The following is a 26,816-nucleotide window of genomic DNA, read 5'->3' as shown; positions in this document are numbered from 1 at the left end:
GGTCTGGCCCTTTTTTTGTTCCTCCCGGGGCGCGTCTATAACGCCATTGGAACAATTTGTCCTCGGTCAAAGATGCATTTTGATCGACAATCTGGCCAAAGCCTTCACCCGTCCGCTGTGCGGCTACTCTTTGAAATACTTTTTGAATGCTATCCGCAATTCCGGGGAAAGTGTGGTGGATTCGATATGCTGGTGCTGGAATTGGCTGGCCAGCTGATTCGGTCCGCCGAACGCACGCGACAGCCTTTGCGCAAGGTCGGCGGCCAGCGACTGCAGCACTGGCTGCGGAGTCTCTTCGAAAAAGCGCGCGTCGAAAGTTTCTCGCGCCGGCCCGGTCACTTTGCATTCGCGGCCCTGGACATAGAAGACAGCTCCAAGGGTGTCCAGCACATAGCGTGGGGACTCCGCCTTGTTCGCGTCGGGGCGAATGTAATAGCCCCCTACCACGTAATAGGTGCGCGCCGCATCGTGCGCGATTGCGTATTGCCAGAGGCGCATTTGTTCCTGTTCGTTGCTCAGGTCCGGACACAGCTTCAATACTTCGGCCGGAAGTTCGTCCAGCTTCACTTGGGCGATCTCAAACCGGAGGCCGAATATGGGCTCCTGCAAGACGCGTGGAGCAATGTCGTCGGCGATCGCCGGGCTGAAGGCCACGGAAAATAATGCACTCATAAGGACGCGCCTAGCGACGGTAGACGACATAAGACGGCCTTTCCTTGCGATAGGCCGGTCCCGGCCAGAACCCGCTCTGAACGAAATCGGAAATCCAGTTCTTCCCATCGTAACCCGCTATGTGCCCTTCCTGTCGGCCAAGTTTGGGTGGATCCATGACAACGATGTCACCTTTCATGAAGCGGAAACTTTCAGGGTTCTCAACACCGAGATCACGAAACCCGTTCTTTACGAGGATAGGGCCATATGTCTTGGCCGCCACCAGATGGCCGCTCGTATCGGCGCCGCCTGCATCAAGTGCGATGCGGACGAACTTTGCGCATTCGCCGTTCCCGAATCCTACTTGGTGAGCTCGTTCGCGCAGCTTCGCCGCAAATACGTCGACATTGAATGCCATGGTTGTTTTCCTTTCGTTCGATTTTGCGCTGACGCGCGCCGAGTTGCTCGACGGGTATCCAGCTTAATTTCGTGGGAAAAGAAGTTATTAACCATGCGCAAGTAATTTTAATCCCGCACTCCGACGTTCAATGGGAAGCGCGTGTCCAGTACCCAGGTTGCGCGTACGTCGCCTTCAGCGCGTCGATGAAGAAGCGCACCTTGGCCGGCAGATGCCGCTGCTGCATGTACACCGCCGTGATGTCGTAGTCCGGCAGCGCGAAGTCGTCCAGCACCGTCATCAATTCGCCGGACGCCAGCTGCGCCTGGATCTCCCAGGTCGAACGCCACGCAAGTCCGATCCCTTCGCTGGCCCAGCGGTGCAGCAGTTCGCCGTCGTTGCAGTCCAGGTTCCCTTGCACCTTGACCGTGACCGGCTTGCCGTCCTTCTGAAAATACCAGCCGCGCTGCTGGCCGCCCTGCAGGTTGAACGCGAGGCAGTTGTGGCCCGCCAGGTCGTCCAGCGTGCGCGGAATGCCGTGGCGCTCGAAATACTCCGGCGTGCCGCACACTACGCGCCGGTTGGTCGCCAGCTTCACCGCGACGAAATTCGGATCGAGCACGCCGCCGATGCGGATGCCCACGTCATACCCCTCGCGCACCAGGTCCACCACGTGGTCGGTCAGGTTGAACGAGATCTGTACCTTCGGATTGGCCGCGACGAACGCCGGCGCGTGCGGCGCCACGTGCAGCCGCCCGAACGCCGCCGGCGCCGACACGATCAGGTGGCCGCTGGCCTTGTGCCTGCCCTCCGACACGATGGTCTCCGCGATATCCACGTCCGCCAGCAGCTTGCGGCAATGGTCGAGGAACACCTGGCCCTGCTCGGTGAGGGTCAGGTGGCGCGTGGTCCGGTGCATCAGCTTCACGCCCAGCCGTTTTTCCAGCGCGTCGATGCGCCGTCCCAGCATCACCGGCGTGATGTGCTGCTCCAGCGCCGCGCGCGCCAGGCTGCCTTTTTCGACCACGTCGACAAAGGCTTCCATCTGCTTGAGTTTATCCATGGTCCCATGCTTTTGCTTGTAAAAATCATCTGGCTTTGCCAGGGATTTTTGCCTGACTGGCCGTGCGTCTGGTAAGCCGGTTTTCCATCTTGGCTCACTGACCAGATCCAAACAAAAGCAGGTTTTTACTTTTGTTTGATTTGTATTATTCCATACCTGGAGTATCGAATAAACCGATATTTTGTCGTCTTATCACAGGACCGTTAAACCTCTAGCATACGTTCATCGACTACATGCAATTTAAATCCTGGAGAACGACATGGCAAAGATGACCGCAGCGGAAGCAGCAGTCCACGTGATGGAAAAAGAGGGCGTCAGCGTCGCGTTCGGTGTGCCCGGCGCGGCAATCAACCCGTTGTACGCGGCGCTCCGCAAACGCGACAGCATCCGCCACATCCTGGCGCGCCACGTCGAAGGCGCCTCGCACATGGCCGAAGGGTACACCCGCGCCAAGGCCGGCAACCTCGGCGTGTGCATCGGCACCTCCGGCCCGGCCGGCACCGACATGATCACCGGCCTGTATTCGGCCCAGGCCGATTCGATACCTATTCTTTGCATTACCGGCCAGGCGCCGCGCGCCCGCATGTACAAGGAAGACTTCCAGGCGGTCGACATCGAGTCGATCGCCAAGCCGGTCACCAAGTGGGCCGTCACCGTGCGCGAACCGGCGCTGGTGCCGCGCGTGTTCCAGCAGGCCTTCCACCTGATGCGCTCCGGCCGCCCCGGCCCGGTGCTGATCGACATGCCGTTCGACGTCCAGATGGCGATCATCGAATTCGATCCTGACACCTACGAGCCGATGGAGCTGTACAAGCCGAAGGCGACCCGCGCCCAGGCCGAAAAGGCGCTGACGATGCTGAACGAAGCCGATCGTCCGCTGATCACCGCAGGCGGCGGCATCATCAACGCCGACGCCTCCGCGCTGCTGGTCGAATTCGCCGAAATCACCGGCGTGCCCGTGATCCCGACCCTGATGGGCTGGGGCTGCATCCCGGACGATCACCCGCAGATGGCGGGCATGGCCGGCCTGCAGACCAGCCACCGTTACGGCAACGCCACCGTGCTGGCATCCGACTTCGTGATCGGCATCGGCAACCGCTGGGCCAACCGCCACACCGGCAGCGTCGAAGTGTTCACCAAGGGCCGCAAGTTCGTCCACATCGACATCGAACCGACCCAGATCGGCCGCGTCTTCGGCCCCGATTTCGGCATCGTCTCCGACGCAAAAATCGCGCTGCAGCTGCTGATCGAAGTGGCGAAAGAATGGAAGGCCGCCGGCAAGCTGGCCGACCGCTCCGAGTGGCTGGCCGAATGCCAGGAACGCAAGCGCACCATGCTGCGCAAGGGCGACTACGACAGCGTCCCGGTCCAGCCGCTGCGCGTGTACCACGAGATGAATGAATACTTCGGCCGCGACGTGCGCTACGTCGCCAGCATCGGCCTGTCGCAGATCGCCGCGGCGCAGTCGCTGCACGTGCACCATGCGCGTCACTGGATCAACTGCGGCCAGGCCGGCCCGCTCGGCTGGACCATCTCGGCGGCCCTTGGCGTGCGGGCTTCCGATCCGACCGGCGACATCGTCGCCATCTCGGGCGACTACGACTTCCAGTTCATGATCGAGGAGCTGGCTGTCGGCGCCCAGTTCAAGCTGCCCTACATCCACGTCCTGGTGAACAACTCCTACCTGGGCCTGATCCGCCAGTCGCAGCGCGGCTTCGAGATGGACTACTGCGTGCAGCTGGGGTTCGAAAACGTCAACGTCGACACGCCGGAGCTGGAGGGCAGGGGCGTCGACCACGTCGCCGTCGTCGAAGGCCTGGGCTGCAAGGCGCTGCGCGTGTTCCGTCCCGAAGACATCATCCCCGCCTTCGACAAGGCGCGCGACCTGATGGCGCAGCACAGCGTGCCGGTGGTCGTCGAGATCATCCTCGAACGCGTGACGAACATCGCGATGGGCGTCGAAATCGACGCAATCAATGAATTTAACGACGTCCTCGATGTCAAATAAGAAGGAGCGCACCATGCCGAAATTAGCTGCAAATCTGACGATGCTGTTCAACGAAGTCGACTTCCTCGACCGCTTCGGCGAGGCCGCGAAGGCCGGCTTCAGGGGCGTCGAATTCCTGTTCCCGTATGCGTACGAAGCGGGCCGTATCGTCGAACAGCTGGAGACCAACGGCCTTCAGCTGGTGCTGCACAATCTCCCCGCCGGCAACTGGGAAGCGGGCGAGCGCGGCATCGCTTGCCACCCGAACCGCAAGGGCGAGTTCCAGGACGGCGTCGGCAAGGCGATCGCCTATGCCAAGGCGCTCGGCGTGAAGCAGCTGAACTGCCTGGCCGGCATCAAGCCGCCCAACGTCACCGACGGCGAAGCCTATGGCGCGCTGGTGGACAACCTGAAGTTCGCCGCCAAGGCGCTGGCGGCCGAAGACATCCGCCTGCTGGTCGAGCCGATCAACACCTTCGACATCCCGGGCTTCTACCTGCACGGCACCGAGCAGGCGCTCGGCATCATCCGCGAGACCGGCTCCTTCAACATTCAGGTCCAGTACGACATCTATCACATGCAGCGCATGGAAGGCGAGCTGACGGCGACCATCAAGGCCAACCTGGCCAAGATCGGCCACATCCAGCTGGCCGACAATCCGGGCCGCTTCGAGCCGGGCACCGGCGAAATCAACTACCGCTACCTGCTCGGCATGCTCGACGAGATCGGCTACACGGGCTGGGTAGGCTGCGAATACAAGCCGAAGGACGGCACGGCCAAGGGACTGGCCTGGATCGCCGCGCACGGCTTCAACCAATAATCGGAGGAGACAATAATGACAACCAAAGTAGGCTTTATCGGTCTGGGCATCATGGGGGCGCCAATGGCGGCCAACCTGCAGGCGGGCGGCTGCAAGCTTTACCTGCACGACACCAAGAATCCGCCGGCCACCCTGATCGACGGCGGCGCCACGGTCTGCACCTCGGGCGCCGAAGTGGCCAAGCGCGCCGACATCATCATCGTGATGGTGCCGGACACGCCGCACGTCGAAGCGGTGCTGTTCGATGCCGACGGCGTCGCGGCCGGCCTCTCGACCGGCAAGATCGTGGTCGACATGAGCTCCATCTCGCCGATGGCCACCAAGGAGTTCGCCAAGCGCATCAACAAGCTCGGATGCGACTACCTCGACGCGCCGGTGTCGGGCGGCGAAGTGGGCGCGCGCGCCGCATCGCTGACCATCATGGTCGGCGGCGCCGAAGAAGCGTTCGGCCGCGTCAAGCCCCTGTTCGAGATGATGGGCAAGAACATCACGCTGGTCGGCGGCAACGGCGACGGCCAGACCACCAAGGTGGCCAACCAGATCATCGTCGCGCTGAACATCCAGGCGGTGTCGGAGGCGCTGCTGTTCGCGTCCAAGGCCGGCGCCGATCCGGCCAAGGTGCGCCAGGCGCTAATGGGCGGCTTCGCCTCGTCGCGCATTCTCGAGGTGCACGGCGAACGCATGGTCAAGCGCACCTTCGCGCCGGGCTTCCGCATCGAGCTGCACCAGAAGGACCTGAACCTTGCGCTGCAGGGCGCCAAGGCCCTCGGCGTGTCGCTGCCGAACACCGCCACGGTGCAGGAGCTGATGAACTCCTGCGCGGCGCACGGCGGCAGCGCGCTCGATCACTCGTCGCTGTGCCAGGCGATCGAGCGCATGTCCAACCACCAGATCGCCAAGGGCTGACATGATTGACCCGCGCGGCTTCCTGCTCGACCTGTTCGGCGCGGCGGTCGGCGCCGTGACCGCCGAGGGCTGCATGCCGGCGTTCCTGCCGGCGCCGCCCGCGAACGGCCGCACCATCGTGGTCGGCGCCGGCAAGGGTGCCGCCGAGATGGCGCGCGTGCTCGAATCGCACTGGAAAGGGGCGCTCGAAGGCGTGGTGGTCACGCGCTACGGCCACCGCGTGCCGTGCGAGCATATCGACGTGGTCGAAGCCTCGCATCCGGTGCCCGACGCGGCCGGCGAGCAGGCCGCACGGCGCATCCTCGACACCGTCAGCGGCCTGACCGAAAACGACCTGGTGATCTGCCTGATTTCCGGCGGCGGCTCGGCCTTGCTGGCGCTCCCCGCCGAAGGCGTGACGCTGGCCGACAAGCAGAACTTGAACCGCGCGCTGTTATCGAGCGGCGCCACCATTGGCGAGATGAACTGCGTGCGCAAGCATCTCTCCGCCATCAAGGGCGGACGCCTGGCGCTCGCGTGCGCGCCGGCGCGCGTGGTCACCTTGCTGATCTCCGACGTGCCGGGGGACGATCCCGGCGTGGTCGCCAGCGGCCCGACGCTGGCCGATGCCGGCACCTGCGCCGACGCGCTGGCGATCCTGGCGCGCTATCGCATCGAAGTGCCGGCGAGCGTGCTGCGCGTGCTCGAATCGGGCGCCGGCGAGACGCCCAAGCCCGGCGATCCACGCTTCGCCCGCAACAGCGTCCACATCATCGCCTCGGCGCAGATCGCGCTGGAAGCGGCCGCCGACAAGGCGCGCGCGGCCGGCATCAGGCCGTACATACTGTCCGATGAAATCGAAGGCGAGGCGCGCGACATCGCGCTGATGCATGCGGCGATGGCGCGCGCGGTATCGCTGCGGGGCCAGCCGTTCGTCAAGCCGTGCGTGATCCTCTCCGGTGGCGAAACCACCGTGACGGTGCGCGGCAAGGGCCGGGGAGGGCGCAACACGGAGTTCCTGCTCAGCCTCGCGGTCGCGCTGAACGGCCAGGCGGGCATTCACGCGATCGCCTGCGACACCGACGGCATCGACGGCTCCGAGGACAACGCCGGCGCGTTGCTGGCGCCGGACTGCCTGTGCCGCGCCGGCGCGCACGGTTTGCGCCCGCGGGCAATGCTGGACAATAATGACGGGTACAGTTTTTTCGAAGCGCTGGGAGACCTGGTCGTTTGCGGTCCAACGCTTACCAACGTCAATGATTTTCGCGCGATCCTGGTCTTGTGAGCGGGAGCGGGCATGAAGGGATAGCCATGACCACACTGATATATACGCACCAGGACTGTTTCAAGCACGAGCCGGGGTCCAGCCACCCCGAGTCGCCGCAGCGGCTGAAGGTGGTGCTCGAGACGTTGCGGTCGCCCGAATTTGAAGCGCTGTCGTGGCGTGACGCGCCGATGGGAACGCGCATGCAGGCAATGCTGGTGCACGACGAGGACTTCGTCGACGCGATCGCCGATGCGGCGCCCGACAGCGGCCACGTGGCGCTGGATGGCGGCGATACGGTGATGTCGGCCGGTTCGTGGAACGCGGTGATGCGCTGCATCGGCGCGGCCTGCGCCGGCGTGGACGCCGTGATGGCGGGGGAGGCCGACAACGTGTTCTGCGCCACCCGGCCGTGCGGCCATCATGCCGAGCCGAATCGCGCCATGGGCTTCTGCATCTTCAACCAGGCCGCAATCGCCGCGGTGCACGCGGTGCGGAAGCACGGGCTGGAACGCGTCGCGGTGGTGGACTTCGACGTCCATCACGGCAACGGCACGCAGGCGGCGTTCTATGCGCGGCCGGAGCTGTTCTATGCGTCGAGCCACCAGTCGCCGTTGTATCCGGGCACCGGCAGCCGGACCGAGACGGGCGTGGCGCACAACATCGTCAACGTGCCGCTGCCGCCGGGCTGCGGTTCGGCGCTGTTCCGCGAGCGGCTCCAGGCCGAGATGCTGCCCCAGCTGCGCGCGTTCAGGCCGGACTTCATCATCATCTCGGCCGGCTTCGACGCGCACAAGCTCGATCCGCTGGCGGGCATGAGCCTGGAGGATGACGACTTCCGCTGGGTGACCGAGAAGCTGATGGAGATCGCGGACGAACAGTGCGCCGGGCGCATCGTGTCGATCCTGGAGGGGGGGTACAGCGGCGAGGGGCTGGCCGGCGGCACCGCGGCGCACGTTCGGGCTTTAATGGCGTAACAGTATTCCGCGGCGCCGACAAAGACGGGGTCAGGTCCGCCGGACCTGACCCCAAGGTGCTGGTCCGCGGCGCGTGCACGCGAAAAAAAACCGCGGCCCTCGCGGGTCGCGGTGAAAATACTTCGGAGTGAAACGTGGGCGATTCTGCACGCCCAACCGTTCGCTCGCCTTGACTGAAGTCAAGAATCCGGGATTCACCGCCCGGTCGCCATCGACATCGGAATCAGCTTGTCGATCAGTCCCGCGCCTTCGTCGAGCAGGAACTGCTTGAACGCCCGCGCTACCGGCGGCAGCCGCTTGTCGCGCCGGTGCACCACGTACCAGTCCAGCATCAGCGGGAAGCCCTGCACCGGCAGGACTACCAGGCTGCCGGCGCGCAGCTCCGGCCCGATCGTGTGCGCCGACAGGAAGCCGATCCCCATGCCCGCGATGATCGCCTGCTTGATCGTCTCCGTGCTCTTGATCTCCATGCCGATGTTCAGGTCGCGCAGGTGCTCGCCGAAGCCTGCCTCCATCGAGAACCAGGTGTCGGATCCCTTTTCGCGCACCACGAACGATTCCTTCATGATGCTCTCCATCGAGATCCGCTTGCGCCCCGCCAGGTGATGCCCAGGCGCGGCGACGATCACGTACGGGTGCGGCGCGAACGATTCGTTCAGCGTATCGAGGTCGTGCGGCGGCCGCACCATGATGGCGAGGTCGGTCAGGTTGTTGGCCAGCTGTCCGAGCAGCTCCGGGCGGTTGTGCACCGTCAGGTTCAGCGTCACGCCTGGGTTCTTGCGCGCGAATTCGACCAGCAGGTGAGGGAAGAAATAGTCGCCCGCACTGATCACCGCCACGTTCAGGCGTCCGCCCGAGATGCCCTTGAAATGCGCCAGCGCTTCCTCGGCGTCCTGGAACTGCTTGATGATCGCGCGCGAATGCCACAGCAGCTCGGCGCCGCCCTGGGTCAGGTAGACCTTCTTGCCGAGCTGCTCGAACAATTCGAGGCCGACGTGGCTCTCGAGCGTCTTGATCTGAGTGGAGACGGCCGGCTGCGTGAGGTGCAGCTCCTCGGCCGCGCGCGAAAAACTCAGGTGGCGCGCAACCGCTTCGAACACTTTCAGCTGGCGCAGGGTGGCGTTCTTCATGGGGACTCATTCCGATGTATTCAGGATCATGAATCATTATGCTTAATAAGTTTAACTATTACTAATCATTTGTGCGGGTTACATTGAACTCACCGAATTCCAACCGCACCTTTCCGGAGAATGCCATGTCCACCACGCGCAGCAGCACTCAAGCCGATGCCCACCGCAACGCCTACAACGCCGCATTCCACGAGCTGGGACTGCGCTTTCACTGGGACAGCGCGACCTACGAGGGCGTGTTGTGCCCGGACGGCGAGCGCGAATGCCTGCGCCGCTACCTCGAGCAGCACCAGCCGCACCTGCTCAAGGCCTACGACACCCAATTCCTTGTCGACGCCATCCAGACGGCCAAGGAGCGCTGCTTCGATATGATGTCGGCGGCCGGCGGACACCCCGGCGCCTTCATCAATTGGGCAGAAATCCAGCAGCACCATGCTGGGGTTTGAACAAATAAATTCAATGGCCCAAATGTCAAAACTTAACCGAGGTCAAGGATTAAGAAAAACGCTTCTTCCACAATCGGGCATCTGTTCGAACTTCCGTGTAATGGCGACCCTGGTGCAAAACTAGGGCGCCAGTCGGGTTGAAATGCTGGTCTTCTCCCGCCATCACGAAGTTTCGCGGTTCTTGCCCACCAGGGGAGAGCGGACAGAAAAGTCCATGGCATGTAAAACAACATCAGGAGACAGAGCTTCATGAACACCTTTTCAACCGGCGGCAACGGGAACACCGAAGTCCAGGGATTTTCCACAGCAATGGCGGGGGTAGCACGGGCCTGACCCACTACTACCCGGACGCGCAGAGACGCGACAATCAAACCATCACGGAGACATGGAAATGACAAACGCAGCAATCAACAACCCGGCCAAGCCGGGTGCAAACCGCTGGATTCAGCTGGTAATGGGCATCATCTGCATGGCGATGATCGCCAACCTGCAGTATGGCTGGACCCTTTTCGTCAACCCGATCGCCGACAAGTACCACTGGTCGAAAGCGGCAATTCAAGTGGCCTTCACGATTTTCGTGCTGACCGAAACGTGGCTGGTGCCGATCGAAGGCTGGGCCGTCGATAAATTCGGTCCGCGTCCGGTGGTCCTGTTCGGCGGCCTGCTGTGCGCACTGGGCTGGGTCATGAACTCGTTCGCCGACTCCCTGACCCTGCTGTACGTCGCAGCGGCAGTCTCCGGTATCGGCGCCGGCGCCGTCTACGGCACCTGCGTGGGTTCGGCACTCAAATGGTTCCCGGATCGTCGCGGCCTGGCGGCAGGCTTGACGGCGGCCGGCTTCGGCGCGGGCTCCGCGGCGACCATCATCCCGATCTCGATCATGATCGCGGAGCAGGGCTACGAGAAGACCTTCCTGTACTTCGGCCTGGGCCAGGGCATCATCGTCATGCTGCTGGCACTGATGATGGTTCGTCCTCCTGCGCACTCCGCCGCGGCCAACAAGGCCAAGGTCCAGCAGGGCAAGGCTGAATTCAGCCCGACGCAGATCATCCGCAAGCCGGTGTTCTGGGTCATGTACCTGATCTTCGTGCTGGTTGCCGCCGGCGGCCTAATGGCTACCGCGCAAATGGGCCCGATCGCCAAGGACTTCGCCATCGACGGCGTCAAGTTCAACGTCATGGGCATGATCCTGCCGGCACTGACCTTCGCCCTGGCGATCGACCGTGTGCTGAACGGCCTGACCCGTCCATTCTTCGGCTGGGTATCGGACCAGATCGGCCGCGAAAAGACCATGTTCATCGCATTCACGATGGAAGCAGTCGGCATCCTGGCCCTGTACTACTATGGCCGCGATCCAATCATGTTCGTGATCCTGACCGGTATCGTGTTCTTCGCCTGGGGTGAGATCTACTCGCTGTTCCCTGCGACCTCGGCCGACACCTTCGGCACCAAGTACGCCGCTGGTAACGCCGGCCTGCTGTACACCGCGAAGGGCACCGCATCGATCTTCGTGCCGATCTCGTCGATGATCATGGCCGCCTCCGGCAGCTGGGAATCGGTGTTCTTCATCGGTTGCGGCATGAACGCCCTGGCCGCGATCCTGGCCTGGTTCGTCCTGAAGCCGATGCGCTCGAAGTTCATGGCGGAGGCGGTAACGCCAGTCGAGAACGGCGTCGAAATCACCGCGGCAGCACGCATGGCCAACTAAGCAAGTCAAGGCGCCGGCCACCCCGGCCGGCGCCTCTCCCGACGACTCCGGCGTATTACGAGGTTAAATCATGATGATCAAACGCTGGATTCGCTTCCATCACATGGATGCGGTGTGCTTCGGCACGCTCGAAGGCGAGAAGATCCGGGTCTACGAGGGCGACATGTTCGACGCTCCCGAGCCGACCGGCAAATCGATGCACGTCAACGAAGTACAGATGCTCGCACCCGTGGTGCCGGGCAAGATACTGGCGATGTGGAACAACTTCCACGCGCTGGGCAAGAAGCTGGGACTGGAGCCTCCTCCGGAACCGCTCTACCTGATCAAGACTCCGAACTCCCTGCTCGCCCCTGGCGGCACGATCAAGAAGCCCCTGTGCGACGGCAAGGTGGTGTTCGAAGGCGAATTGGCAATCGTGATCGGCAAGACCTGTTTCAACGTCAGCGAGGAAGAAGCGAGCGGCTACGTGTTCGGCTTCACCTGCGCCAACGATGTGACGGTGGCCGACATCATCAACCGCGATCCGACGTTTGCGCAGTGGTGCCGGGCCAAGGGCTTCGATACCTTCTGCCCGCTCGGCCCTGTGATCGCGACGGGACTCGACCCGGCGATGCTGGTGGTGCGCACGATCCACAACAACGAAGTACGGCAGGACTACCCGGTGAACGACATGGTGTTCTCGGTGGCCCAGCTGGTGAGCAAGATATCGAAAGACATGACTTTAAATCCGGGCGACGTGCTGTTGTGCGGGACGTCGGTCGGCGTGGGCTCCATGCGACCAGGAAGTACGATCGAAGTCGAGATCGATGGCATAGGCAAGCTCAAAAACCGGTTCGAGTAAACTAGGTGGGAGCACGTCATGAAGATAGCAGTGATCGGAGCTGGGGCAATCGGCGGGTATGTCGGCGCGAAGCTGGCATTGGCCGGCGAGGATGTGACGTTCATCGTCAGGGGCGCCAACCTGGAGGCAATTAGCGCCAGGGGCATCAAACTGATCGAGAACGACGGAACCGAAAAGGTGGCTGGCAATGTGAAGGCCACCGACAACTACGCGCAGGCGGGTGTGCAAGAGCTGGTGATCCTGGCGCTGAAGGCACACCAGGTCGACGCCGTCGCCGACGAGGTGTCGAAACTGATGGGCCCGGACACCGTGGTGGTGACCATGCAGAACGGCATCCCGTTCTGGTATTTCCACCGTCACGGCGGGCCGTTCGAAGGACATACGGTGCACAGCGTGGACGCGACCGGCAATCTGGCGAGCAAGATCGCGCCGGAGCGCATTCTCGGCTGCGTGGTGTACCCGGCGGCGGAGCTGATTGCGCCGGGCGTGATCCAGCACGTCGAGGGGGAGCGTTTCCCGCTGGGCGAGCTGGACGGATCGATCAGCGCGCGGGCGCAGGCAGTTTCCGAAGTGTTCCAGCACGCGGGATTGAAGGCGCCGGTGCTGGACAACATCCGGGCCGAAATCTGGCTCAAGCTGTGGGGCAACGTCTGCTTCAACCCGATCAGCGCGCTGTCGCATTCGACCCTGGTCGATATCTGCCAGTTCCCGCTGGCGCGCGAACTGGCGGCGGAAATGATGCTCGAAGCGCAGGCGGTTGCCGCCAAGCTGGGGATATCGTTCCGGGTCACGCTGGATCGCCGCATCGAAGGCGCCGAAAAGGTCGGCAAGCACAAGACCTCGATGCTGCAGGATGTGGAAGCGGGGCGCGGGCCGGAAATCGACGCGCTGGTGGGATCGGTGGTGGAGCTGGGCAAGCTGACCGGCACCCCGACGCCGCACATCGACTCGGCCTACGCGCTGGTCAAGCTGCTCGAGCGCACCATGACCGAGGAGCACGGCGGCGTGAAGATGCACAAGACCGCGATGGCCTGATGACTGTCTAGTTCTTCAAAAACAAAACCCACCGCATGCGGTGGGTTTTTTCTTGCCGCGGCGTCAATTACAGGCCGTAAGCGTAAGCCGCGTCCGACTTGTCTCCGCCGGTCTCGGCGTCGAGCTGTTCGCGCAGGTCGAGCATGAAGAAAGCGGCGATCAGCGAAGCGAAGGAGAAGGCCGGGCGGGCTGCTGCGGTAGCGGTGATCGTCGTCATGTCATGCTCCTGAAGGTGAATTGAATTCGATAGGAAGAAGTCTACGGAAGACTGTCGATCCGATCCAATTGCGAGTTCTGATATGGGATATAAGCGTGGCGCAGAACAGCCTGCCCTGAAAAACAAAACCCACCGCTTGCGGTGGGTCTTTGATGGCGCCGCGCGCTTGCCGCGGCATCGCTGCTGGAGCGTGGATTACAGGCCGTAAGCGTAAGCTGCGTCCGACTTGTCGCCGCCGGTTTCAGCGTCGAGTTGTTCGCGCAGGTTGACCATGAAGAAAGCGCCGATCAGCGAAGCGAACGAAAAGGTCGAGGTCGGTGCTGGGTAGGTCGAGCCGGCTGGTGCGGTAGCGGTGATGGTGGTCATGTGAAGCTCCTGAAAGTTGGTGGAATTCGATAGGTACGACTTTACCGAAGACCGTCGATCCGATCCAATTTCAAGTTCTGATATGCGTTATAAACGCTGCGAATATTGCCTATGGAGAACCGGGCTTTTGGCCGGTTCTCTTTTTTTGTTGCGGCGAAAAATGCGGAAAACGCTTAAATCTTGCCCTGGTTTTTCAGGCGCGACAGCGTTTCCGGCGACAGGTTCAGGTAGGACGCCAGCTCCTTCTTAGGCAGCCGGTCGAACAGCTCGGGATGCTTGCGCATGAAGCGGTGCACGCGGCCAGGCGCGTCGAGCAGGTGCAAGGTAATGGTGTGCGCCATGATCGAGCTCATCAGGTTCATCACCTCGTATTCGAACGCCGCCTTGACCGCGCTGTGGCTCTCGAGGAAGTTGACCCACTGGTGCAGGGGCAGGCGCGCAATGCGCACTTTGGTCACGCACACGATGCTGTAGGGCGTCGGCGTGTGCAGGCGCCACGCGGCATAGCTGGTCTCGATCTCGCGTTCGGCCGAGAAGCGCAGGATCATCTCCTTTGCTTCCTGGTTGGTGACCACGCGCTTGAGGATGCCGTCGAGCACGAAGTATTGCTCCATGTCGTGCACGCCCTGGTTCAGCAGCAGGTCCCCCTTCTGGTGGTTCTCCACGATCAAGTAGGGTTCGAGCGCTTCCATCTCGCTTTCGCGCAACTCTTTCAGCACGACATTTTGCTTGAGCTGGACGCGAATAATGTTTCGCTCGGGGTGGTTGGCGACTAACGTCATGAGTGATTTGCTACCTAATTTCACAAGAGCCGACATCATGCGGCGAAAATTGACCTCGGTCAATGAGAGATATCAGAGCGACTCGCTATAGTGGGCGCACTAAAAGACGGGCTGCACATCGACTCAGATCAAAGCTTGTACTGACAGTCCAAACCGCAGCACCTTATCGAATTACTGGAGGAGACATCTCATCATGACAGACACCACGCAAGCAACAGAAATGACCGACGGTTTCCATCTGGTCATCGATGCCCTCAAGCACAACGACATCGACACGATCTTCGGCCTGGTCGGCATTCCGATCACCGACCTGTGCCGCCTGGCGCAAGCGCAAGGCATGAAATTCATTGGTTTCCGCCACGAGCAACACGCAGGCAACGCTGCCGCGATTGCCGGCTACATGACCAAGAAGCCAGGCATCTGCATGACCGTGTCGGCGCCAGGCTTCCTGAACGGCCTGACCGCACTTGCCAATGCTACCACCAACTGCTTCCCGATGATTCTGATCTCGGGCTCGTCCGAGCGCGAAATCGTCGACCTGCAGCAGGGCGACTACGAAGAGATGGACCAGCTTAACGCCGCCAAGCCATACTGCAAGGCCGCTTATCGCATCAACAAGGCCGAAGACATCGGCATCGGCATCGCCCGCGCGATCCGCTCGGCCGTGTCGGGCCGTCCAGGCGGCGTCTACCTCGACCTGCCGGCCCAGCTGCTGGCCCAGACCCTCGACGCCGCCCACGGCAAGCGTTCGCTGGTCAAGGTCGTCGATGCCGCTCCAGCTCAGCTGCCTGCTCCCGATTCGGTCGAGCGCGCGCTGGACCTGCTGAAGTCCGCCAAGAAGCCGCTGATCCTGCTGGGCAAGGGCGCCGCTTACGCGCAAGCCGACGCCGACATCCGCGCGCTGGTCGAGAAATCGGGCATTCCTTACCTGCCGATGTCGATGGCCAAGGGCCTGCTGCCCGACACCCACGCGCAGTCCGCATCGGCGGCCCGCTCGTTCGTGCTGGCCGAAGCCGACACGGTCCTGCTGATCGGCGCACGCCTGAACTGGCTGCTGTCGCACGGCAAGGGCAAGACCTGGGGCGCGATTCCGAAGAAATTCATCCAGATCGACATCTCGCCGACCGAGATCGACAGCAACGTGGCGATCGCCGCACCGCTGATCGGCGACATCGGCTCCTGCGTGCAGGCACTGGTCAAGGGCATCGATGCCGGCGGCTACCAGAAGCCTTCGGCGGAGTGGACCGGCGCCATTGCCGAGCGCAAGGACAAGAACCTGACCAAGATGGCCGCGACGCTGGAGCAGAATCCATCGCCGATGAACTTCCACAGCGCGCTGCGCGTGATCCGCGACGTCGTCAAGGCCAATCCGGAAATCAACATCGTCAACGAAGGCGCCAACACGCTCGACTACGCACGATCGATCGTCGACATGTACCAGCCGCGCAAGCGTTTCGACTCGGGCACCTGGGGCATCATGGGCATCGGCATGGGCTTCGCGATCGGCGCGGCCGTCATCTCCGGCAAGCCGGTGATCGCGATCGAAGGCGACAGCGCATTCGGCTTCTCGGGCATGGAACTGGAAACCATCTGCCGCTACGACCTGCCGGTCATCACGGTGGTGTTCAACAACAACGGCGTCTACAAGGGCACCGATCCTAACCTGAACCCGAACAACCCGAACGACGTGCCGGTCACCTCGTTCGTCAAGGGCGCGCGTTACGACAAGATGATCGAAGCGTTCGGCGGCATCGGCTACAACGTCGAGACCCCGGAAGAGCTGGACAAGGCGCTGAAGGAAGCGCTCGCTTCGGGCAAGCCAACCCTGATCAACGCGGTCATCGATCCGAATGCAGGTACCGAGTCGGGCCGCCTGACCAACCTGAATCCGCAAAGCGGCAAGAAATAATTAAAAGCGGCATCAACGAATACTTAAGGAGAACAGCATGAGCAACAAACCGTTGGAAGGCATCAAAATCATCGACTTCACCCACGTCCAGGCAGGACCGGCTTGCACCCAGATGCTGGCATGGTTCGGCGCCGACGTGGTCAAGGTCGAGCGCCCAGGCGCCGGCGACGTGACCCGTTCGCAGCTGCGCGACATCCCTGGCGTCGATGCCCTGTACTTCACGATGTTGAACAGCAACAAGAAGTCGCTGACCCTTGACACCAAGACCGCGGCCGGCAAGGAAATCCTGACCAAGCTGATCAAGGAATCGGACGTGCTGGTCGAGAACTTCGGTCCGGGCGCACTGGATCGCATGGGCTTTACCTGGGAGCACATCCACTCGCTGAACCCTGGCATGATCGTCGCATCGGTCAAGGGTTTCTCGGATGGCCACCACTACGAAGACCTGAAAGTGTACGAGAACGTTGCGCAGTGCGCGGGCGGCGCCGCCTCGACCACCGGCTTCGACGACGGTCCTCCGACCATCTCGGCCGCGGCGCTGGGCGATTCGAACACCGGCATGCACCTGGCCATCGGCATCCTGACCGCCCTGCGCGGCCGCGACAAGACCGGCCAGGGCCAGAAGGTTGCTGTCTCGATGCAGGACTCCGTGCTGAACCTGTGCCGCGTGAAACTGCGCGACCAGCAGCGCCTGGACCGCGTCGGCTACCTGGAAGAGTATCCACAGTACCCGCACGGCAAGTTCGCCGACTATGTGCCACGCGGCGGCAATGCTGGCGGCGGCGGCCAGCCAGGCTGGGTTCTGAAGTGCAAGGGCTGGGAAACCGATCCTAACGCCTACATCTACTTCACCATCCAGGGTCATGCCTGGGAGCCAATCACGCGCGCCATCGGCAAGCCTGAGTGGGCCAACGACCCGGCGTACATGACGGCGTCGGCACGCCAGGACAAGATCTTCGACATCTTCGCCGTGATCGAAGACTGGCTCAAGGACAAGACCAAGTTCGAAGCGGTCGACATCCTGCGCAAGTTCGACATCCCATGCGCACCGGTGCTGACGATGAAGGAAATCCTGAACGACGAGTCGCTGCGCGCCAGCGGCACGATCGCCGAAGTGCAGCACAAAGAGCGTGGTTCGTACTTCACGGTCGGCAGCCCGATCAAGTTCTCGGACACCACCGTCGAGATCACCGGTTCGCCGCTGCTGGGCGAGCACACCGATGAAGTGCTGGAAAGCCTCGGCTACAACCAGGCGCAGATCGCTGCCCTGCACGAGCAGAAGGTAGTTTAAGCATACCGGCGGCCATGAGCCGCCGGTGAAAAGGGCGGCGCGTTGTGGCATCATGCTGCGGCGCGCCGTTTTTATTCCTTCAGCAGAAAAGGAGCTTGCATGACCTCCAATATCGATTTCAACCAGTTCGTCGGCGCCTTGGGCGACGGCGTCATCGTGTGCGACGCCGGCGGTGCGATTACCGTCTGGAATGCTGCCGCAACGCGCATCTTCGGCTTCACCGAAGAAGACGCGATCGGCAAGTCGCTGGACCTGATCATCCCTGAGCGCCAGCGCCAGCGCCACTGGGACGGCTACCACAAGACCATGGCAACGGGCGAGACCCGCTACGGCAGCGACGTGCTGCGCGTGCCGGCGCTGCACAAGGAAGGCAAACCGCTGTCGATCGCGTTCACCGTCGCGATGCTGTACGAGCCGGACGGCAAGGTGTCGGCGATCGTCGCCATCGTGCGCGACGAGACGGTGCGCTGGAGCGAAGAGCGCGCGCTGAAGACCAGGCTGGCGCAACTGGAAGCGAAGGCTGCCGCGCCCGCGGCGTAATCGCCAGCGTCGTTTTGCTCTCGAACAAAAGCCCGCATGCTGCGGGCTTTCTGCTTACTTGGGCTCGAGTACCGCGCGCTGTTGTTCGATGTCTTGCAGGTGATAGCGCAAGGACCTCACAGTCATGGATGTCGCAAAGTCCTGCGGCTTCGCTTCGCGTTCCTTGAGCAAGTTTTTGACCAGCTCGATACGCTTGTCAAGCCGGTCAAGCTCTACTGATTTCATAGCGAAATTACTCCTATGCCTTTCGGGGTCCTGCCGTCGCGCATGAAGCCGAACAATCCCCTCCAGTATTCCATCATGCCCATATCGGTGTTCTCGGCACTGTAAATCGCATCGGTATCGCTTCATCGCACGAGCTCTGTCGAGCAAATGGTCGAACCGTTCCAGATCTTCAGCGTTCAGTCTGGTCTGCCATGAACGGTCCCATACCACAACCAAGTCCACGTCATTGGGTTCCACCTTATCGGTAGTGAATGAACCATCGATCCATACTTCACATTTGACCTTGGTTGCTGCCAAATCGTTCAAAAGATGTAGAAGGCCCGCTACCAGCATTGGCCGCCTGAGTGACAGCGGCATGGGGTCGAGGAAGATATTTGCTGTCTGCGCCGGTGTGATTTCATGAAACCCAGGTGCGAGCAGCGGACGGTTGGCGATTGGCATCGTGGATCATTTGCGTCAAGGCGGGCGCGGCTAATGCCGCTCCTCTCCTTCGATCGAGATCAGCCGGGCCGCCGCGTACAGGTCGGGCGCGATGCGCGTGGGCACGCGGCGCGGACCCAGCCGCCATTCGATTTCCGTACCGTTGTCGATCAGCACCGTGCGGCAGCCGGCGCGGTTGCCGGCCTCGACGTCGTGCAGGCTGGCGCCGATCATCCACGAGGCGCGCAGGTCGATCTCGTGCTCCATCGCCGCCTTCAGCAGCATGCCCGGTTGCGGCTTGCGGCAGAAGCACTCGAGGCCGTTTCGCGGCGCCGGGGTGTAGCGATCGTGCGGGCAGTAATAGAAGCCTTCCAGCGTGAGCCGCTCGCGAAACAGCAGGTCGCCGAGCCGGTGCGCCACGCGTGCCATCATGTCCTCGTCGACGCGGCCGTCGTCGCCGGTCTCCTGGTCGCTCACGGCGAAGAAGCGGTAATCGAGCCGCGCCAGCAGCCGCAGGGCAGGGCCGGCGCCGGCGCGCAGCGACAGGCGGCGCTGGCCGTTGCAGGCGAAATCGTCCACCAGCGCGCCTTGCTTGTCGAGGAATACGGCTTTCATGATTCAGGCGAAGCCGACACGGTACTTGATGGCCCCCACCAGCCGCCAGAACACCGCCAGCGGCGGGATCAGCGGCGACGTCAGCAGCACTTCGGCGACCAGCCCCGCGCTCTTGGGCACGTCGTGCAGGCGCCGTACGCACAGCATGCCGGTCAGCACCAGCCAGGTGCCGGCGCCGATCACGGCCACGATTTCCTGGCCCAGGCCCAGCCCCAGCCCCGCCATCAGCAGGGCGGCGACGGTGGCGTAGTCTTCCCAGCAGGGCAGGCGGCGGATTTTCTGCCGGTACAGCGCGGGATGCTTCTTGTAGAGCAGCGCGTCGAAGGCGACGGCGTGCAGCTGGAACAGGCTGGCGCCCCAGGCCGGCCGCTGCACCGGCTGCGTCACCAGCGCCTGCGGGGCGCGGCCGATGCGGGCGTTCATTTCGAGCAGGCGGAAATGCATGTCGGCGTGTTCGCGCCAGCCGGCGGCAAAGCGCTCGTCGAAACCGTCCAGCGCTTCGAGCACCTTGACGCGGCAGAAGCAGTTGGCGGCGGAAAATCCGGCGGGCTCGGCGTCGGTCGCCGCGGAATGCGAAGTGTCGATGCGGCCGCACAGCACGTCGGTCTGGTCGTCCAGCGCCGCCATGCCCTGCGACAGCCAGGCCGGCGACGGCACGGTGTCGTCGCCGGTGAATGCGATCACCTGGGCCCGGGCGGCGCGCCAGCCGCGGTTGCGCGCGGCGCCCGGCCCGTGCGGGCCGTCTTCGTTGGCGAGGTACACCAGGCGCGGCCCGCGCTCGACCGTGCGCGCGCGCCAACCGGCCACCAGCTGCAGGGTGTTGCGGTCGGGATCGTCGTCGACGATGATCACTTCGTAGGCGCCGGCGGGGAAGTCCTGGCGCGTCAGCGCGTCGAGGCTGCGGTCGAGCAGGTCGAGGTCGCCGTTGGTCGGCACCACCACCGACACGGCAAAGGTCAGCTCGGCGACGGTTCCGTTTGCTGTTGATTGCATGACGCCTCCCCCCACGATCCGCTGCTGCGGTTTATGTGGTTGGAGCGTCGCCGGCGCCGCCTGGTTCCTGCTGACTTACATCGCTTGAACCTGGATCAAAGTGGCGTGGACGCGAATGAACTTGTCAACCGCGTCGAGCGTCGGCGCGAGCGAGCGCAACGGCGCCGAGAGCGAGGCCACCAGGGTGGTGTGGGTCACGCCATCGTAATAGATTTCCTCGACCGGCACGCCGCGCGCGCGCAACTGCCTGGCCAGGCCGCCGGTGTTGCGCACCGGGTTGACCAGCTTGTCGCTGTTGGCGGCGATCAGCAGCGCCGGCACGCGCGGGCCGTCGAGGTGGTTGACCGGCTGCGATGCCGGCGGAGTGTCGGGGAAATGGAACACCGGCCGCGCCGTGGGATTTTCGACCGGCAGGAAATCGTAGGGACCGGCCATGCCGATCCAGCCGCGCAGCGCTGCCGGCGTCATCCCCTGTTTGGCCAGCCAGCGGCTGTCGAGCGCGATCATCGCGGCGTTGTAGGCGCCGGCACTGTGGCCCATCACAAACAGCTTGTTCGCGTCGCCGCCGTAGCGCGCGATATTTTTCGCGGTCCACGCCACCGCCTGCGCGGAGTCGTCGAGGAAATCGGGGTAGCTCACTTCGGGAAACAGGCGGTAGTCCGGGATTACCACGACATAGCCGCGCGCGGCCAGGGCGCGGCCGACGAAGGCGTAGCCGGCGCGATCGCCCGCGACCCAGTTGCCGCCGTAGAAGAACACCACGACCGGCGCCGCCGCGCCCGCGTTGGCGGGCCGGTATATGTCCAGCTTGAGGCGCGCATTGGCGCCGTAGGCGAGGCCGGTGGTGGCCTGAATGCCGTTGGCCGGCGACAGCGCGTTGAGCGCGGTCAGCGGCGAGCAGGCGGCCAGGCAGGCCAGCGCAACGACGACGGCGGCCAGGCCCAGCCCGATCTTGGTCATCAGGTTACAGCTGGCTTGCGCCGAAGGTGTCGCATTGCTCGAACTGGCCCGACTGGATGCCTCGGGTGAACCAGCGCACGCGCTGGGCCGAGGTGCCGTGGGTGAACGAGTCCGGCACGATGCGGCCCTGCGACTGCTTCTGCAAGGTGTCGTCGCCGATCGCGGTCGCCGCCGACAGGGCGCCTTCGATGTCGCCTTGTTCCAGGATGCTGCGCGCCTTGTTGGCATGGAAACCCCACACGCCGGCGAAGCAGTCGGCCTGGAGTTCGAGCTTGACCGACAGCGCGTTGGCCTGGAGTTCGCTGCCGCGCTCGCGCGCCGCCGACACTTGCTGGTCGATGCCGAGCAGGTGCTGCACGTGGTGGCCGACTTCGTGCGCGATCACGTAGGCGTTGGCGAACTCGCTCTTCACGTTGAAGCGCTGCTGCATCAGGCGATAGAAGGCGAGGTCGATGTACACCTTCTGGTCGCCAGGGCAGTAGAACGGACCCGAGGCGGTCTGGCCGGTGCCGCAAGCGGTGGCGGTGGCGCCGGTGAACAGCACCAGCTTCGGCTTGACGTACTGCGCGTTCTGGGCGCGGAAGAGCTGCGTCCAGACGTCTTCGGTGTCGGCCAGCACGACCGAGACGAACTTCGCCTCGCGGTCGTCCTTCGGTGGCGCATGCGCCGGCTGTTCCTGCTGCACGGGCATCGAACCGCCGCCGCTGATGGCGTTGATGATCGTCATCGGGCTGACGCCCAGGAAGTAGGAGCCGATCAGCGCGATGGCGATGGTGCCGATGCCGATCGAGCGCCCGCCCAGGCCGAAACCGCCGCCGCCGCCGCCGTCGCCGCGGCGGTCTTCTACGTTATCGCTCTCGCGATTGCCTTCCCATTTCATATCGAGTACTCCTGTTATCTAATGTAAAAATGCTAATTTCTGTCAATATACCGGGAAGGGGGAAATAGCAGCGCCCGCATGCAAAACCGGGGTCAGGTCCGACGGACCTGACCCCAGCCGTTGGTCCGGGACGGGAAAAAAATCAGTCCGGCGTGCCGTCGCTGCGGCGCCCGACGTTGCTCTGGCGTTCCTGCTTCAGGTTCTGGTCCAGCTCCGACGGCTCGCGGTTGGCCGTGTTCGACAGGCCGGTGTCGTCATCCATCTTTTCGTCGGCCGACTGGCGGTTGCCACCGGGGCTGCGCGGATAGCCGCCGGCCGCGTCGTTGGACTGGTGCTCGCCAGGCCTGGCCGATTGCTGCGACTGGTTCAGATTGCCTTTGTCGGCGGTGCTGCCGGCGCGCGAGGACGACACGTTGAGGTCGTTGCCGCCGTTATCGGACTGGTTGTTGGCTTCGTTGCGCTGGTTGGTGTTCATGGGCTCTCCAATGGTGATGGTCGGTGTTGCCATCATGCGCGGCGCGCGTGCTGTACAGAATAGGATCGCGGAGCGGCCTCGTGTAGGACGGAGGCTGACGGGAGTGCCCCACTCAGTGCGCTGTTTATTGTCGACATTTTCTGTAGCGCGTTGTCCTACAGAGGGCGCTGCCGCTGTCCTATACCGCCTTCCAGTTGCCCTGCATAAGATGAATTCAGCCGGTCGCTCATCTGCGCTCTTTCTGGGGACCGGTCATCGACCTCCGCAATCGCGGTGGATGGAACAGAGGATGGAGGTTCACCATGGCTTCGAGTAATCAAGGCAGCAAGCAGAGTGGCAACCAGGGCGCAAGCCAAGGTGGCGGCACCAAGAACCGCGGATTCGCATCAATGGATCCGGCCCGCCAGCGCGAAATCGCCAGCGAAGGCGGCAAGGCGGCACACCAGAAGGGCACGGCGCATGAATTCACCTCCGAGGAAGCACGCCGGGCCGGCAGCATGAGCCACGGCAATCGCCAATCGGCCGAATCGAGCGCCCGCACGGCCAGCAGCGCCCGTACCAATGCCAAGCAGCCCGACACCCAGGGCGAACAAGGCGCCAGCCGCGCAGGCGAAAAACCCGCCGCGCCGGACACGCAGAAAAAGTCGCGCTGACCGTGCGGCGGATGCGCCCGCCACTGGGCGCGTCTTCATTAGTTGAACAGGGGAGCGCGAGCTCCCCGTTTTATAGGCAGATTCATACAAAAGACGGAATGGATGGGGTAGAATCGACGCGCATTTTCAATCCACCCTGGGGAATTTCGTCGTGAAACAAGCGGTAATCCGTCAAGTCAAAAGCATGGCCATGTCGTGCGATCCGGTCGGCAATCTGCTGCTGGCCAAATTTTCCTGCGAAGGCGGCAAGGACGCCTGCGTGTTCATTCCCGCCTCGATCGTGTTCTGGCTGCTCGACCATCTGCCCGTGAACCAGGATCCCACGTTGCAGGCGCCGCCTGCGCCGCCGCAGATCACCCAGTACGACTGGGACGACCAAAGCACGCCGCGCGCGCTGTCGGTCAACTGCAAGGAACTGCCGGGCGCGATCCGCATGGCGCTGGAACTGGACCGCCTGCCGGGCCTGACCATCCTGCTGAACCGCTCGAACGTCGAAATGATGCGCCAGATCTTCGGCCATTATTCGACCGACCTGATGAACCTCGACGCCTAAAGGACCGCCCATGCCCATCAAGATCAGCCAGGTGTTCGATTCGGGCGCCATCGACGTGGTCAGCGCCGACAGCGCCGCGCGTATCGACCTCAACCTGCGCAGCGATTCGCACGCCGACATTCACCAGTGGTTCCACTTCCGCCTGCAGGGCGCCAGCGGCCAGGCTTGCACGATGCGTTTCCTGAACGCCGGCCAGGCGACCTATCCGAAGGGCTTCGAGGGCTACCAGGCCGCGGCCAGCTACGACACGGAGAACTGGTTCCGCGTGCCGACCAGCTTCGACGGCCAGGTCATGACGATCAACCACACGCCTGAGCGCGACAGCGTCTACTACGCCTACTTCGAGCCGTACTCGTGGGAGCGCCACCTGCGCCTGCTGGGCGAAGTGGCCGAGAACCCGCTGGCGCGCGTGTCCGACATCGGCAGCACCGTCGATGGCCGCGACATGAACCTGGTCGTGATCGGCGACCCGAACGCCGAGAAGAAGATCTGGGTCATCGCGCGCCAGCACCCTGGCGAGACGATGGCCGAATGGTTCGTCGAAGGCATGATCGACGCCTTGCTCGACGACGCCAACCCGGTCGCGCGCAAGCTGCTGCAGCGCGCCGCGTTCTACATCGTGCCGAACATGAATCCGGACGGCGCCTATCGCGGCAACCTGCGCACCAACGCCGCGGGCGCCAACCTGAACCGCGAGTGGATGACGCCGTCGATCGAGCGCAGCCCGGAAGTGCTGTGCGTGAAGAACAAGATCCACGAAGTCGGTTGCGACATGTTCTTCGACATCCACGGTGACGAGGCGCTGCCGTACAACTTCGTGGCGGGCAACGAGATGCTGGCCGATTTCACGCCCGAGCGCGCGGCCAGGCAGAAGGCGTTTGTCGACCAGTACATGGCGGCCAGTCCGGACTTCCAGAACGTCTACGGCTACGCGGCCAGCAAGTACAACGAAGACATGCTGACGCTGGCGTCGAAGTACATCGGCCACACCTTCAAGTGCCTGTCGCTGACCCTGGAGATGCCGTTCAAGGACAACGCCGACCTGCCGGACGCTTACACCGGGTGGAACGGCGCGCGCAGCAGCGAGCTGGGCGCGGCGATCCTGCAGCCGATCCTGCAGTCGCTGGACTGATCCGTGGGCGTCGAAATCGAGCGCAAGTTCCTGCTGACCGGCGACCGCTGGCGCACGCTCGGCACCCCGGTGCTGCTGCGCCAGGGTTACCTGTCGTCCGACCCGGGCCGCGTGGTGCGGGTGCGGGTCGACGGCCAGCATGCGTATCTCACCATCAAGGGCCGCAGCGAGGGCGCCACGCGCGGCGAGTGGGAGTATCCGATCCCGCTCGACGAGGCGAACGAACTGCTCGAACGGCTGTGCGAGCAGCCGTTGATCGAGAAGACGCGGCGCCAGATCAGCTTTCGCGGCAACACCTGGGAAGTCGACGAGTTCCTCGGCGCCAACCAGGGCCTGGTGGTGGCCGAGATCGAGCTGACGTCGGAAGACCAGCAGTTCGACAAGCCGGACTGGATCGGCGCGGAGGTGACGCACGATCCGCGCTATTACAACTCCAGCCTCGTCCGTAAACCTTTTTCGAGCTGGTGATGATCCGGCGCGCCTTTCTGACTGTTTGCCTGCTGGCGTGCGTGTCCGCCTCGGCGGGCGCGCCGGCCTACTTTCCGCCGGCAGGGGAGTGGGCGCGCAAGTCGCCTGCGGAACTCGGCATGAATCCGGCGCTGCTGGATGCGGCGGTGGCCTACGCCAGGTCGCACGAGACCGAGCGTGCCATCGATTTCTCCGACCAGGAACGTACCTTCGGCAGCCTGCTCGGCTCCATGCCGACCAGGCGCGCGCATACCAACGGCCTGGTGATCTACAAGGGCTACGTGGTCGCGGAGTTCGGCGACACCGGCTTCGTCGATCCGACCTACTCGGTGGCCAAGAGCATGCTGTCGACCGTGGCCGCGCTTTCCGTGCGCGACGGCAGGATCACCTCCGTCGACGACCCCGTCGGCAAGGTTGTCGGCGACGGCGGATACGCGTCGCCGCACAACGCGAACATCACGTGGAAGCACCACTTGCAGCAGGAGTCCGAGTGGGAAGGCGAGATGTGGGGCAAGCGCCACGACTTCATCGGCGCATCGGCATTCGGCGCGGGCGAGCGCAAGCCGCGCGCGCTGTCGGCGCCGGGCGAGTTCTACGAATACAACGACGTGCGCATCAACCGCCTCGCGCTGTCGCTGCTGCGCGTGTGGAACAAGCCGGTGCCGGACGTGTTGCAGGACGAGGTGATGGGACCGATTGGCGCGTCGAACACGTGGAAGTGGGTGCCCTATCACAACAGCTACGTCGACCTGAACGGCAAGCGCACCGCGTCGGTCAGCGGCGGCACGCGCTGGGGCGGCGGCATGTGGATCAATTCCTGGGACATGGCGCGCTTCGGCTACCTGTGGCTGCGCGGTGGCGCATGGGGCGGCCGCCAGATCTTGCCAGCGTCGTACGTCCAGGCCGCGCTGGCGCCGAGCGCGCACGGTCCCGACTACGGCTACCTGTGGTGGCTGAACACCAAGGGCAAGAATTTTCCCGGCATGCCGGCGAGCACCTACGGCGCGCTTGGCGCCGGCAGCAATACCATTACGATTTCGCCCGAGCACGACCTGGTCGTCGTGTGGCGCTGGCATGCCGGCAACCAGGCCGAATTCGCGCGGCGCGTGATCGAGGCAATCCGAAAGTAGTCT

Annotated in this window: 30 protein-coding genes; 17 read left to right on the top strand and 13 right to left on the bottom strand. The window is 63.5% G+C overall.

The window, feature by feature from the left end:
- Nucleotides 1-123 precede the first annotated feature (123 nt).
- From AC1D02_RS06625 to AC1D02_RS06615, 3 genes are all read right to left on the bottom strand, one after another.
- The gene (locus tag AC1D02_RS06625; protein ID WP_477314953.1) at nt 124-672 is read right to left on the bottom strand and encodes a hypothetical protein; all 549 of its coding nucleotides are present in this window, start codon (nt 670-672) and stop codon (nt 124-126) included.
- A gap of 10 nt (nt 673-682) precedes the next feature.
- Nucleotides 683-1,069 carry a CHAP domain-containing protein gene (locus AC1D02_RS06620; RefSeq protein WP_477314951.1) on the bottom strand — a complete coding sequence of 129 codons (387 nt, stop codon included), beginning with the start codon at nt 1,067-1,069 and terminating at the stop codon, nt 683-685.
- 127 nt (nt 1,070-1,196) lie between these two features.
- A complete protein-coding gene (locus tag AC1D02_RS06615) occupies nt 1,197-2,111 on the bottom strand; it encodes a LysR family transcriptional regulator (RefSeq protein WP_477314949.1) in 915 nt (304 codons plus the stop codon).
- 259 nt (nt 2,112-2,370) lie between these two features.
- Between AC1D02_RS06615 and gcl the strand changes: the two genes are divergently transcribed.
- From gcl to AC1D02_RS06590, 5 genes are read left to right on the top strand one after another with little or no spacing between them, the layout of a single operon-like run.
- On the top strand, nt 2,371-4,119 hold the full coding sequence (gene gcl, locus AC1D02_RS06610) for a glyoxylate carboligase (RefSeq protein ID WP_477314947.1): 1,749 nt from the start codon (nt 2,371-2,373) through the stop codon (nt 4,117-4,119).
- Nucleotides 4,120-4,132: 13 nt separating this feature from the next.
- Nucleotides 4,133-4,918, top strand: a complete 786-nt coding sequence (hyi, locus tag AC1D02_RS06605) for a hydroxypyruvate isomerase (protein ID WP_477314945.1) — start codon at nt 4,133-4,135, stop codon at nt 4,916-4,918.
- A gap of 15 nt (nt 4,919-4,933) precedes the next feature.
- Nucleotides 4,934-5,824 (top strand): 2-hydroxy-3-oxopropionate reductase, encoded by an 891-nt coding sequence (gene glxR, locus AC1D02_RS06600; protein ID WP_477314943.1) that lies wholly within the window; start codon nt 4,934-4,936, stop codon nt 5,822-5,824.
- Nucleotide 5,825: 1 nt separating this feature from the next.
- Nucleotides 5,826-7,088, top strand: a complete 1,263-nt coding sequence (locus AC1D02_RS06595; RefSeq protein WP_477314941.1) for a glycerate kinase type-2 family protein — start codon at nt 5,826-5,828, stop codon at nt 7,086-7,088.
- 26 nt (nt 7,089-7,114) lie between these two features.
- Complete coding sequence (locus AC1D02_RS06590) at nt 7,115-8,044, top strand: histone deacetylase family protein (protein WP_477314939.1); 930 nt, start codon at nt 7,115-7,117, stop codon at nt 8,042-8,044.
- A 194-nt stretch (nt 8,045-8,238) separates the two neighbouring features.
- Here the strand turns inward: AC1D02_RS06590 and AC1D02_RS06585 are convergent, their stop codons facing one another.
- The gene (locus AC1D02_RS06585; protein ID WP_477314937.1) at nt 8,239-9,174 is read right to left on the bottom strand and encodes a LysR family transcriptional regulator; all 936 of its coding nucleotides are present in this window, start codon (nt 9,172-9,174) and stop codon (nt 8,239-8,241) included.
- 125 nt (nt 9,175-9,299) lie between these two features.
- Between AC1D02_RS06585 and AC1D02_RS06580 the strand changes: the two genes are divergently transcribed.
- The 4 genes from AC1D02_RS06580 to AC1D02_RS06565 all read left to right on the top strand — a co-directional run bounded on the left by AC1D02_RS06580 (nt 9,300) and on the right by AC1D02_RS06565 (nt 13,204).
- Nucleotides 9,300-9,620 carry an HAD family hydrolase gene (locus tag AC1D02_RS06580; RefSeq protein WP_477314935.1) on the top strand — a complete coding sequence of 107 codons (321 nt, stop codon included), beginning with the start codon at nt 9,300-9,302 and terminating at the stop codon, nt 9,618-9,620.
- 391 nt (nt 9,621-10,011) lie between these two features.
- On the top strand, nt 10,012-11,328 hold the full coding sequence (gene oxlT / locus AC1D02_RS06575) for an oxalate/formate MFS antiporter (RefSeq protein ID WP_477314933.1): 1,317 nt from the start codon (nt 10,012-10,014) through the stop codon (nt 11,326-11,328).
- 73 nt (nt 11,329-11,401) lie between these two features.
- The gene (locus AC1D02_RS06570; RefSeq protein ID WP_477315361.1) at nt 11,402-12,169 is read left to right on the top strand and encodes a fumarylacetoacetate hydrolase family protein; all 768 of its coding nucleotides are present in this window, start codon (nt 11,402-11,404) and stop codon (nt 12,167-12,169) included.
- A gap of 18 nt (nt 12,170-12,187) precedes the next feature.
- Nucleotides 12,188-13,204 (top strand): 2-dehydropantoate 2-reductase, encoded by a 1,017-nt coding sequence (locus AC1D02_RS06565; RefSeq protein ID WP_477314931.1) that lies wholly within the window; start codon nt 12,188-12,190, stop codon nt 13,202-13,204.
- Between the two features lie 67 nt (nt 13,205-13,271).
- Here the strand turns inward: AC1D02_RS06565 and AC1D02_RS06560 are convergent, their stop codons facing one another.
- From AC1D02_RS06560 to AC1D02_RS06550, 3 genes are all read right to left on the bottom strand, one after another.
- Complete coding sequence (locus AC1D02_RS06560; RefSeq protein WP_477314929.1) at nt 13,272-13,421, bottom strand: hypothetical protein; 150 nt, start codon at nt 13,419-13,421, stop codon at nt 13,272-13,274.
- Between the two features lie 195 nt (nt 13,422-13,616).
- Complete coding sequence (locus AC1D02_RS06555; protein ID WP_477314927.1) at nt 13,617-13,787, bottom strand: hypothetical protein; 171 nt, start codon at nt 13,785-13,787, stop codon at nt 13,617-13,619.
- A 173-nt stretch (nt 13,788-13,960) separates the two neighbouring features.
- Complete coding sequence (locus tag AC1D02_RS06550) at nt 13,961-14,569, bottom strand: Crp/Fnr family transcriptional regulator (RefSeq protein ID WP_477314925.1); 609 nt, start codon at nt 14,567-14,569, stop codon at nt 13,961-13,963.
- 193 nt (nt 14,570-14,762) lie between these two features.
- Here AC1D02_RS06550 and oxc point away from each other — a divergent pair, with 193 nt between their 5' ends.
- The 3 genes from oxc to AC1D02_RS06535 all read left to right on the top strand — a co-directional run bounded on the left by oxc (nt 14,763) and on the right by AC1D02_RS06535 (nt 18,309).
- The gene (gene oxc, locus AC1D02_RS06545; protein WP_477314923.1) at nt 14,763-16,478 is read left to right on the top strand and encodes an oxalyl-CoA decarboxylase; all 1,716 of its coding nucleotides are present in this window, start codon (nt 14,763-14,765) and stop codon (nt 16,476-16,478) included.
- A 37-nt stretch (nt 16,479-16,515) separates the two neighbouring features.
- The gene (frc, locus tag AC1D02_RS06540; RefSeq protein ID WP_477314921.1) at nt 16,516-17,769 is read left to right on the top strand and encodes a formyl-CoA transferase; all 1,254 of its coding nucleotides are present in this window, start codon (nt 16,516-16,518) and stop codon (nt 17,767-17,769) included.
- A gap of 99 nt (nt 17,770-17,868) precedes the next feature.
- Nucleotides 17,869-18,309 (top strand): PAS domain-containing protein, encoded by a 441-nt coding sequence (locus AC1D02_RS06535; protein WP_477314919.1) that lies wholly within the window; start codon nt 17,869-17,871, stop codon nt 18,307-18,309.
- A gap of 54 nt (nt 18,310-18,363) precedes the next feature.
- Here AC1D02_RS06535 and AC1D02_RS06530 read toward each other — a convergent pair whose 3' ends face one another.
- From AC1D02_RS06530 to AC1D02_RS06505, 6 genes are all read right to left on the bottom strand, one after another.
- Complete coding sequence (locus AC1D02_RS06530) at nt 18,364-18,975, bottom strand: DUF6932 family protein (protein WP_477314917.1); 612 nt, start codon at nt 18,973-18,975, stop codon at nt 18,364-18,366.
- 30 nt (nt 18,976-19,005) lie between these two features.
- Nucleotides 19,006-19,569: an HAD-IIIA family hydrolase gene (locus tag AC1D02_RS06525; protein WP_477314915.1), complete on the bottom strand. Its 564-nt coding sequence runs from the start codon at nt 19,567-19,569 to the stop codon at nt 19,006-19,008.
- 3 nt (nt 19,570-19,572) lie between these two features.
- Complete coding sequence (locus AC1D02_RS06520) at nt 19,573-20,562, bottom strand: glycosyltransferase family 2 protein (RefSeq protein WP_477314913.1); 990 nt, start codon at nt 20,560-20,562, stop codon at nt 19,573-19,575.
- Between the two features lie 75 nt (nt 20,563-20,637).
- Entirely contained in the window at nt 20,638-21,522 is an 885-nt protein-coding gene (locus tag AC1D02_RS06515) for an alpha/beta hydrolase (protein ID WP_477314911.1), read from the bottom strand.
- 4 nt (nt 21,523-21,526) lie between these two features.
- A complete protein-coding gene (ypfJ, locus tag AC1D02_RS06510; protein ID WP_477314909.1) occupies nt 21,527-22,402 on the bottom strand; it encodes a KPN_02809 family neutral zinc metallopeptidase in 876 nt (291 codons plus the stop codon).
- A 142-nt stretch (nt 22,403-22,544) separates the two neighbouring features.
- Complete coding sequence (locus tag AC1D02_RS06505) at nt 22,545-22,877, bottom strand: hypothetical protein (protein WP_477314907.1); 333 nt, start codon at nt 22,875-22,877, stop codon at nt 22,545-22,547.
- 302 nt (nt 22,878-23,179) lie between these two features.
- On the opposite strand from AC1D02_RS06505, the gene AC1D02_RS06500 reads away from it, so the two are divergent.
- The 5 genes from AC1D02_RS06500 to AC1D02_RS06480 all read left to right on the top strand — a co-directional run bounded on the left by AC1D02_RS06500 (nt 23,180) and on the right by AC1D02_RS06480 (nt 26,813).
- On the top strand, nt 23,180-23,530 hold the full coding sequence (locus AC1D02_RS06500) for a KGG domain-containing protein (protein ID WP_477314905.1): 351 nt from the start codon (nt 23,180-23,182) through the stop codon (nt 23,528-23,530).
- A gap of 190 nt (nt 23,531-23,720) precedes the next feature.
- Entirely contained in the window at nt 23,721-24,083 is a 363-nt protein-coding gene (locus tag AC1D02_RS06495) for a hypothetical protein (protein ID WP_477314903.1), read from the top strand.
- Between the two features lie 10 nt (nt 24,084-24,093).
- Nucleotides 24,094-25,215 carry a M14 family metallopeptidase gene (locus tag AC1D02_RS06490; protein ID WP_477314901.1) on the top strand — a complete coding sequence of 374 codons (1,122 nt, stop codon included), beginning with the start codon at nt 24,094-24,096 and terminating at the stop codon, nt 25,213-25,215.
- A gap of 3 nt (nt 25,216-25,218) precedes the next feature.
- A complete protein-coding gene (locus AC1D02_RS06485; protein ID WP_477314899.1) occupies nt 25,219-25,683 on the top strand; it encodes a CYTH domain-containing protein in 465 nt (154 codons plus the stop codon).
- Nucleotides 25,683-26,813 (top strand): serine hydrolase domain-containing protein, encoded by a 1,131-nt coding sequence (locus AC1D02_RS06480; protein WP_477314897.1) that lies wholly within the window; start codon nt 25,683-25,685, stop codon nt 26,811-26,813. Before AC1D02_RS06485 ends, AC1D02_RS06480 begins: the two co-directional genes overlap by 1 nt.
- Nucleotides 26,814-26,816: the final 3 nt, after the last annotated feature.

This window comes from Massilia sp. P1_C10 (assembly GCF_056406475.1).
The sequence above is the reverse complement of the archived record's forward strand: the minus strand, read 5'-3'. Positions and strand labels throughout refer to the sequence as shown.

What these genes read in the sequence shown, in the direction of transcription:
- AC1D02_RS06530 (WP_477314917.1), bottom strand. Translation starts at nt 18,975, where the DNA reads ATGCCAATCGCCAACCGTCCGCTGCTCGCACCTGGGTTTCATGAAATC.
- AC1D02_RS06625 (WP_477314953.1), bottom strand. Translation starts at nt 672, where the DNA reads ATGAGTGCATTATTTTCCGTGGCCTTCAGCCCGGCGATCGCCGACGAC.
- AC1D02_RS06515 (WP_477314911.1), bottom strand. Translation starts at nt 21,522, where the DNA reads ATGACCAAGATCGGGCTGGGCCTGGCCGCCGTCGTCGTTGCGCTGGCC.
- AC1D02_RS06505 (WP_477314907.1), bottom strand. Translation starts at nt 22,877, where the DNA reads ATGAACACCAACCAGCGCAACGAAGCCAACAACCAGTCCGATAACGGC.
- AC1D02_RS06555 (WP_477314927.1), bottom strand. Translation starts at nt 13,787, where the DNA reads ATGACCACCATCACCGCTACCGCACCAGCCGGCTCGACCTACCCAGCA.
- AC1D02_RS06520 (WP_477314913.1), bottom strand. Translation starts at nt 20,562, where the DNA reads ATGCAATCAACAGCAAACGGAACCGTCGCCGAGCTGACCTTTGCCGTG.
- gcl (WP_477314947.1), top strand. Translation starts at nt 2,371, where the DNA reads ATGGCAAAGATGACCGCAGCGGAAGCAGCAGTCCACGTGATGGAAAAA.
- AC1D02_RS06480 (WP_477314897.1), top strand. Translation starts at nt 25,683, where the DNA reads ATGATCCGGCGCGCCTTTCTGACTGTTTGCCTGCTGGCGTGCGTGTCC.
- AC1D02_RS06615 (WP_477314949.1), bottom strand. Translation starts at nt 2,111, where the DNA reads ATGGATAAACTCAAGCAGATGGAAGCCTTTGTCGACGTGGTCGAAAAA.
- AC1D02_RS06580 (WP_477314935.1), top strand. Translation starts at nt 9,300, where the DNA reads ATGTCCACCACGCGCAGCAGCACTCAAGCCGATGCCCACCGCAACGCC.
- AC1D02_RS06585 (WP_477314937.1), bottom strand. Translation starts at nt 9,174, where the DNA reads ATGAAGAACGCCACCCTGCGCCAGCTGAAAGTGTTCGAAGCGGTTGCG.
- AC1D02_RS06595 (WP_477314941.1), top strand. Translation starts at nt 5,826, where the DNA reads ATGATTGACCCGCGCGGCTTCCTGCTCGACCTGTTCGGCGCGGCGGTC.
- AC1D02_RS06495 (WP_477314903.1), top strand. Translation starts at nt 23,721, where the DNA reads ATGTCGTGCGATCCGGTCGGCAATCTGCTGCTGGCCAAATTTTCCTGC.
- ypfJ (WP_477314909.1), bottom strand. Translation starts at nt 22,402, where the DNA reads ATGAAATGGGAAGGCAATCGCGAGAGCGATAACGTAGAAGACCGCCGC.
- AC1D02_RS06550 (WP_477314925.1), bottom strand. Translation starts at nt 14,569, where the DNA reads ATGACGTTAGTCGCCAACCACCCCGAGCGAAACATTATTCGCGTCCAG.
- AC1D02_RS06535 (WP_477314919.1), top strand. Translation starts at nt 17,869, where the DNA reads ATGACCTCCAATATCGATTTCAACCAGTTCGTCGGCGCCTTGGGCGAC.
- oxlT (WP_477314933.1), top strand. Translation starts at nt 10,012, where the DNA reads ATGACAAACGCAGCAATCAACAACCCGGCCAAGCCGGGTGCAAACCGC.
- glxR (WP_477314943.1), top strand. Translation starts at nt 4,934, where the DNA reads ATGACAACCAAAGTAGGCTTTATCGGTCTGGGCATCATGGGGGCGCCA.
- AC1D02_RS06620 (WP_477314951.1), bottom strand. Translation starts at nt 1,069, where the DNA reads ATGGCATTCAATGTCGACGTATTTGCGGCGAAGCTGCGCGAACGAGCT.
- AC1D02_RS06590 (WP_477314939.1), top strand. Translation starts at nt 7,115, where the DNA reads ATGACCACACTGATATATACGCACCAGGACTGTTTCAAGCACGAGCCG.
- AC1D02_RS06560 (WP_477314929.1), bottom strand. Translation starts at nt 13,421, where the DNA reads ATGACGACGATCACCGCTACCGCAGCAGCCCGCCCGGCCTTCTCCTTC.
- AC1D02_RS06525 (WP_477314915.1), bottom strand. Translation starts at nt 19,569, where the DNA reads ATGAAAGCCGTATTCCTCGACAAGCAAGGCGCGCTGGTGGACGATTTC.
- AC1D02_RS06565 (WP_477314931.1), top strand. Translation starts at nt 12,188, where the DNA reads ATGAAGATAGCAGTGATCGGAGCTGGGGCAATCGGCGGGTATGTCGGC.
- frc (WP_477314921.1), top strand. Translation starts at nt 16,516, where the DNA reads ATGAGCAACAAACCGTTGGAAGGCATCAAAATCATCGACTTCACCCAC.
- oxc (WP_477314923.1), top strand. Translation starts at nt 14,763, where the DNA reads ATGACAGACACCACGCAAGCAACAGAAATGACCGACGGTTTCCATCTG.
- hyi (WP_477314945.1), top strand. Translation starts at nt 4,133, where the DNA reads ATGCCGAAATTAGCTGCAAATCTGACGATGCTGTTCAACGAAGTCGAC.
- AC1D02_RS06570 (WP_477315361.1), top strand. Translation starts at nt 11,402, where the DNA reads ATGATCAAACGCTGGATTCGCTTCCATCACATGGATGCGGTGTGCTTC.
- AC1D02_RS06490 (WP_477314901.1), top strand. Translation starts at nt 24,094, where the DNA reads ATGCCCATCAAGATCAGCCAGGTGTTCGATTCGGGCGCCATCGACGTG.
- AC1D02_RS06500 (WP_477314905.1), top strand. Translation starts at nt 23,180, where the DNA reads ATGGCTTCGAGTAATCAAGGCAGCAAGCAGAGTGGCAACCAGGGCGCA.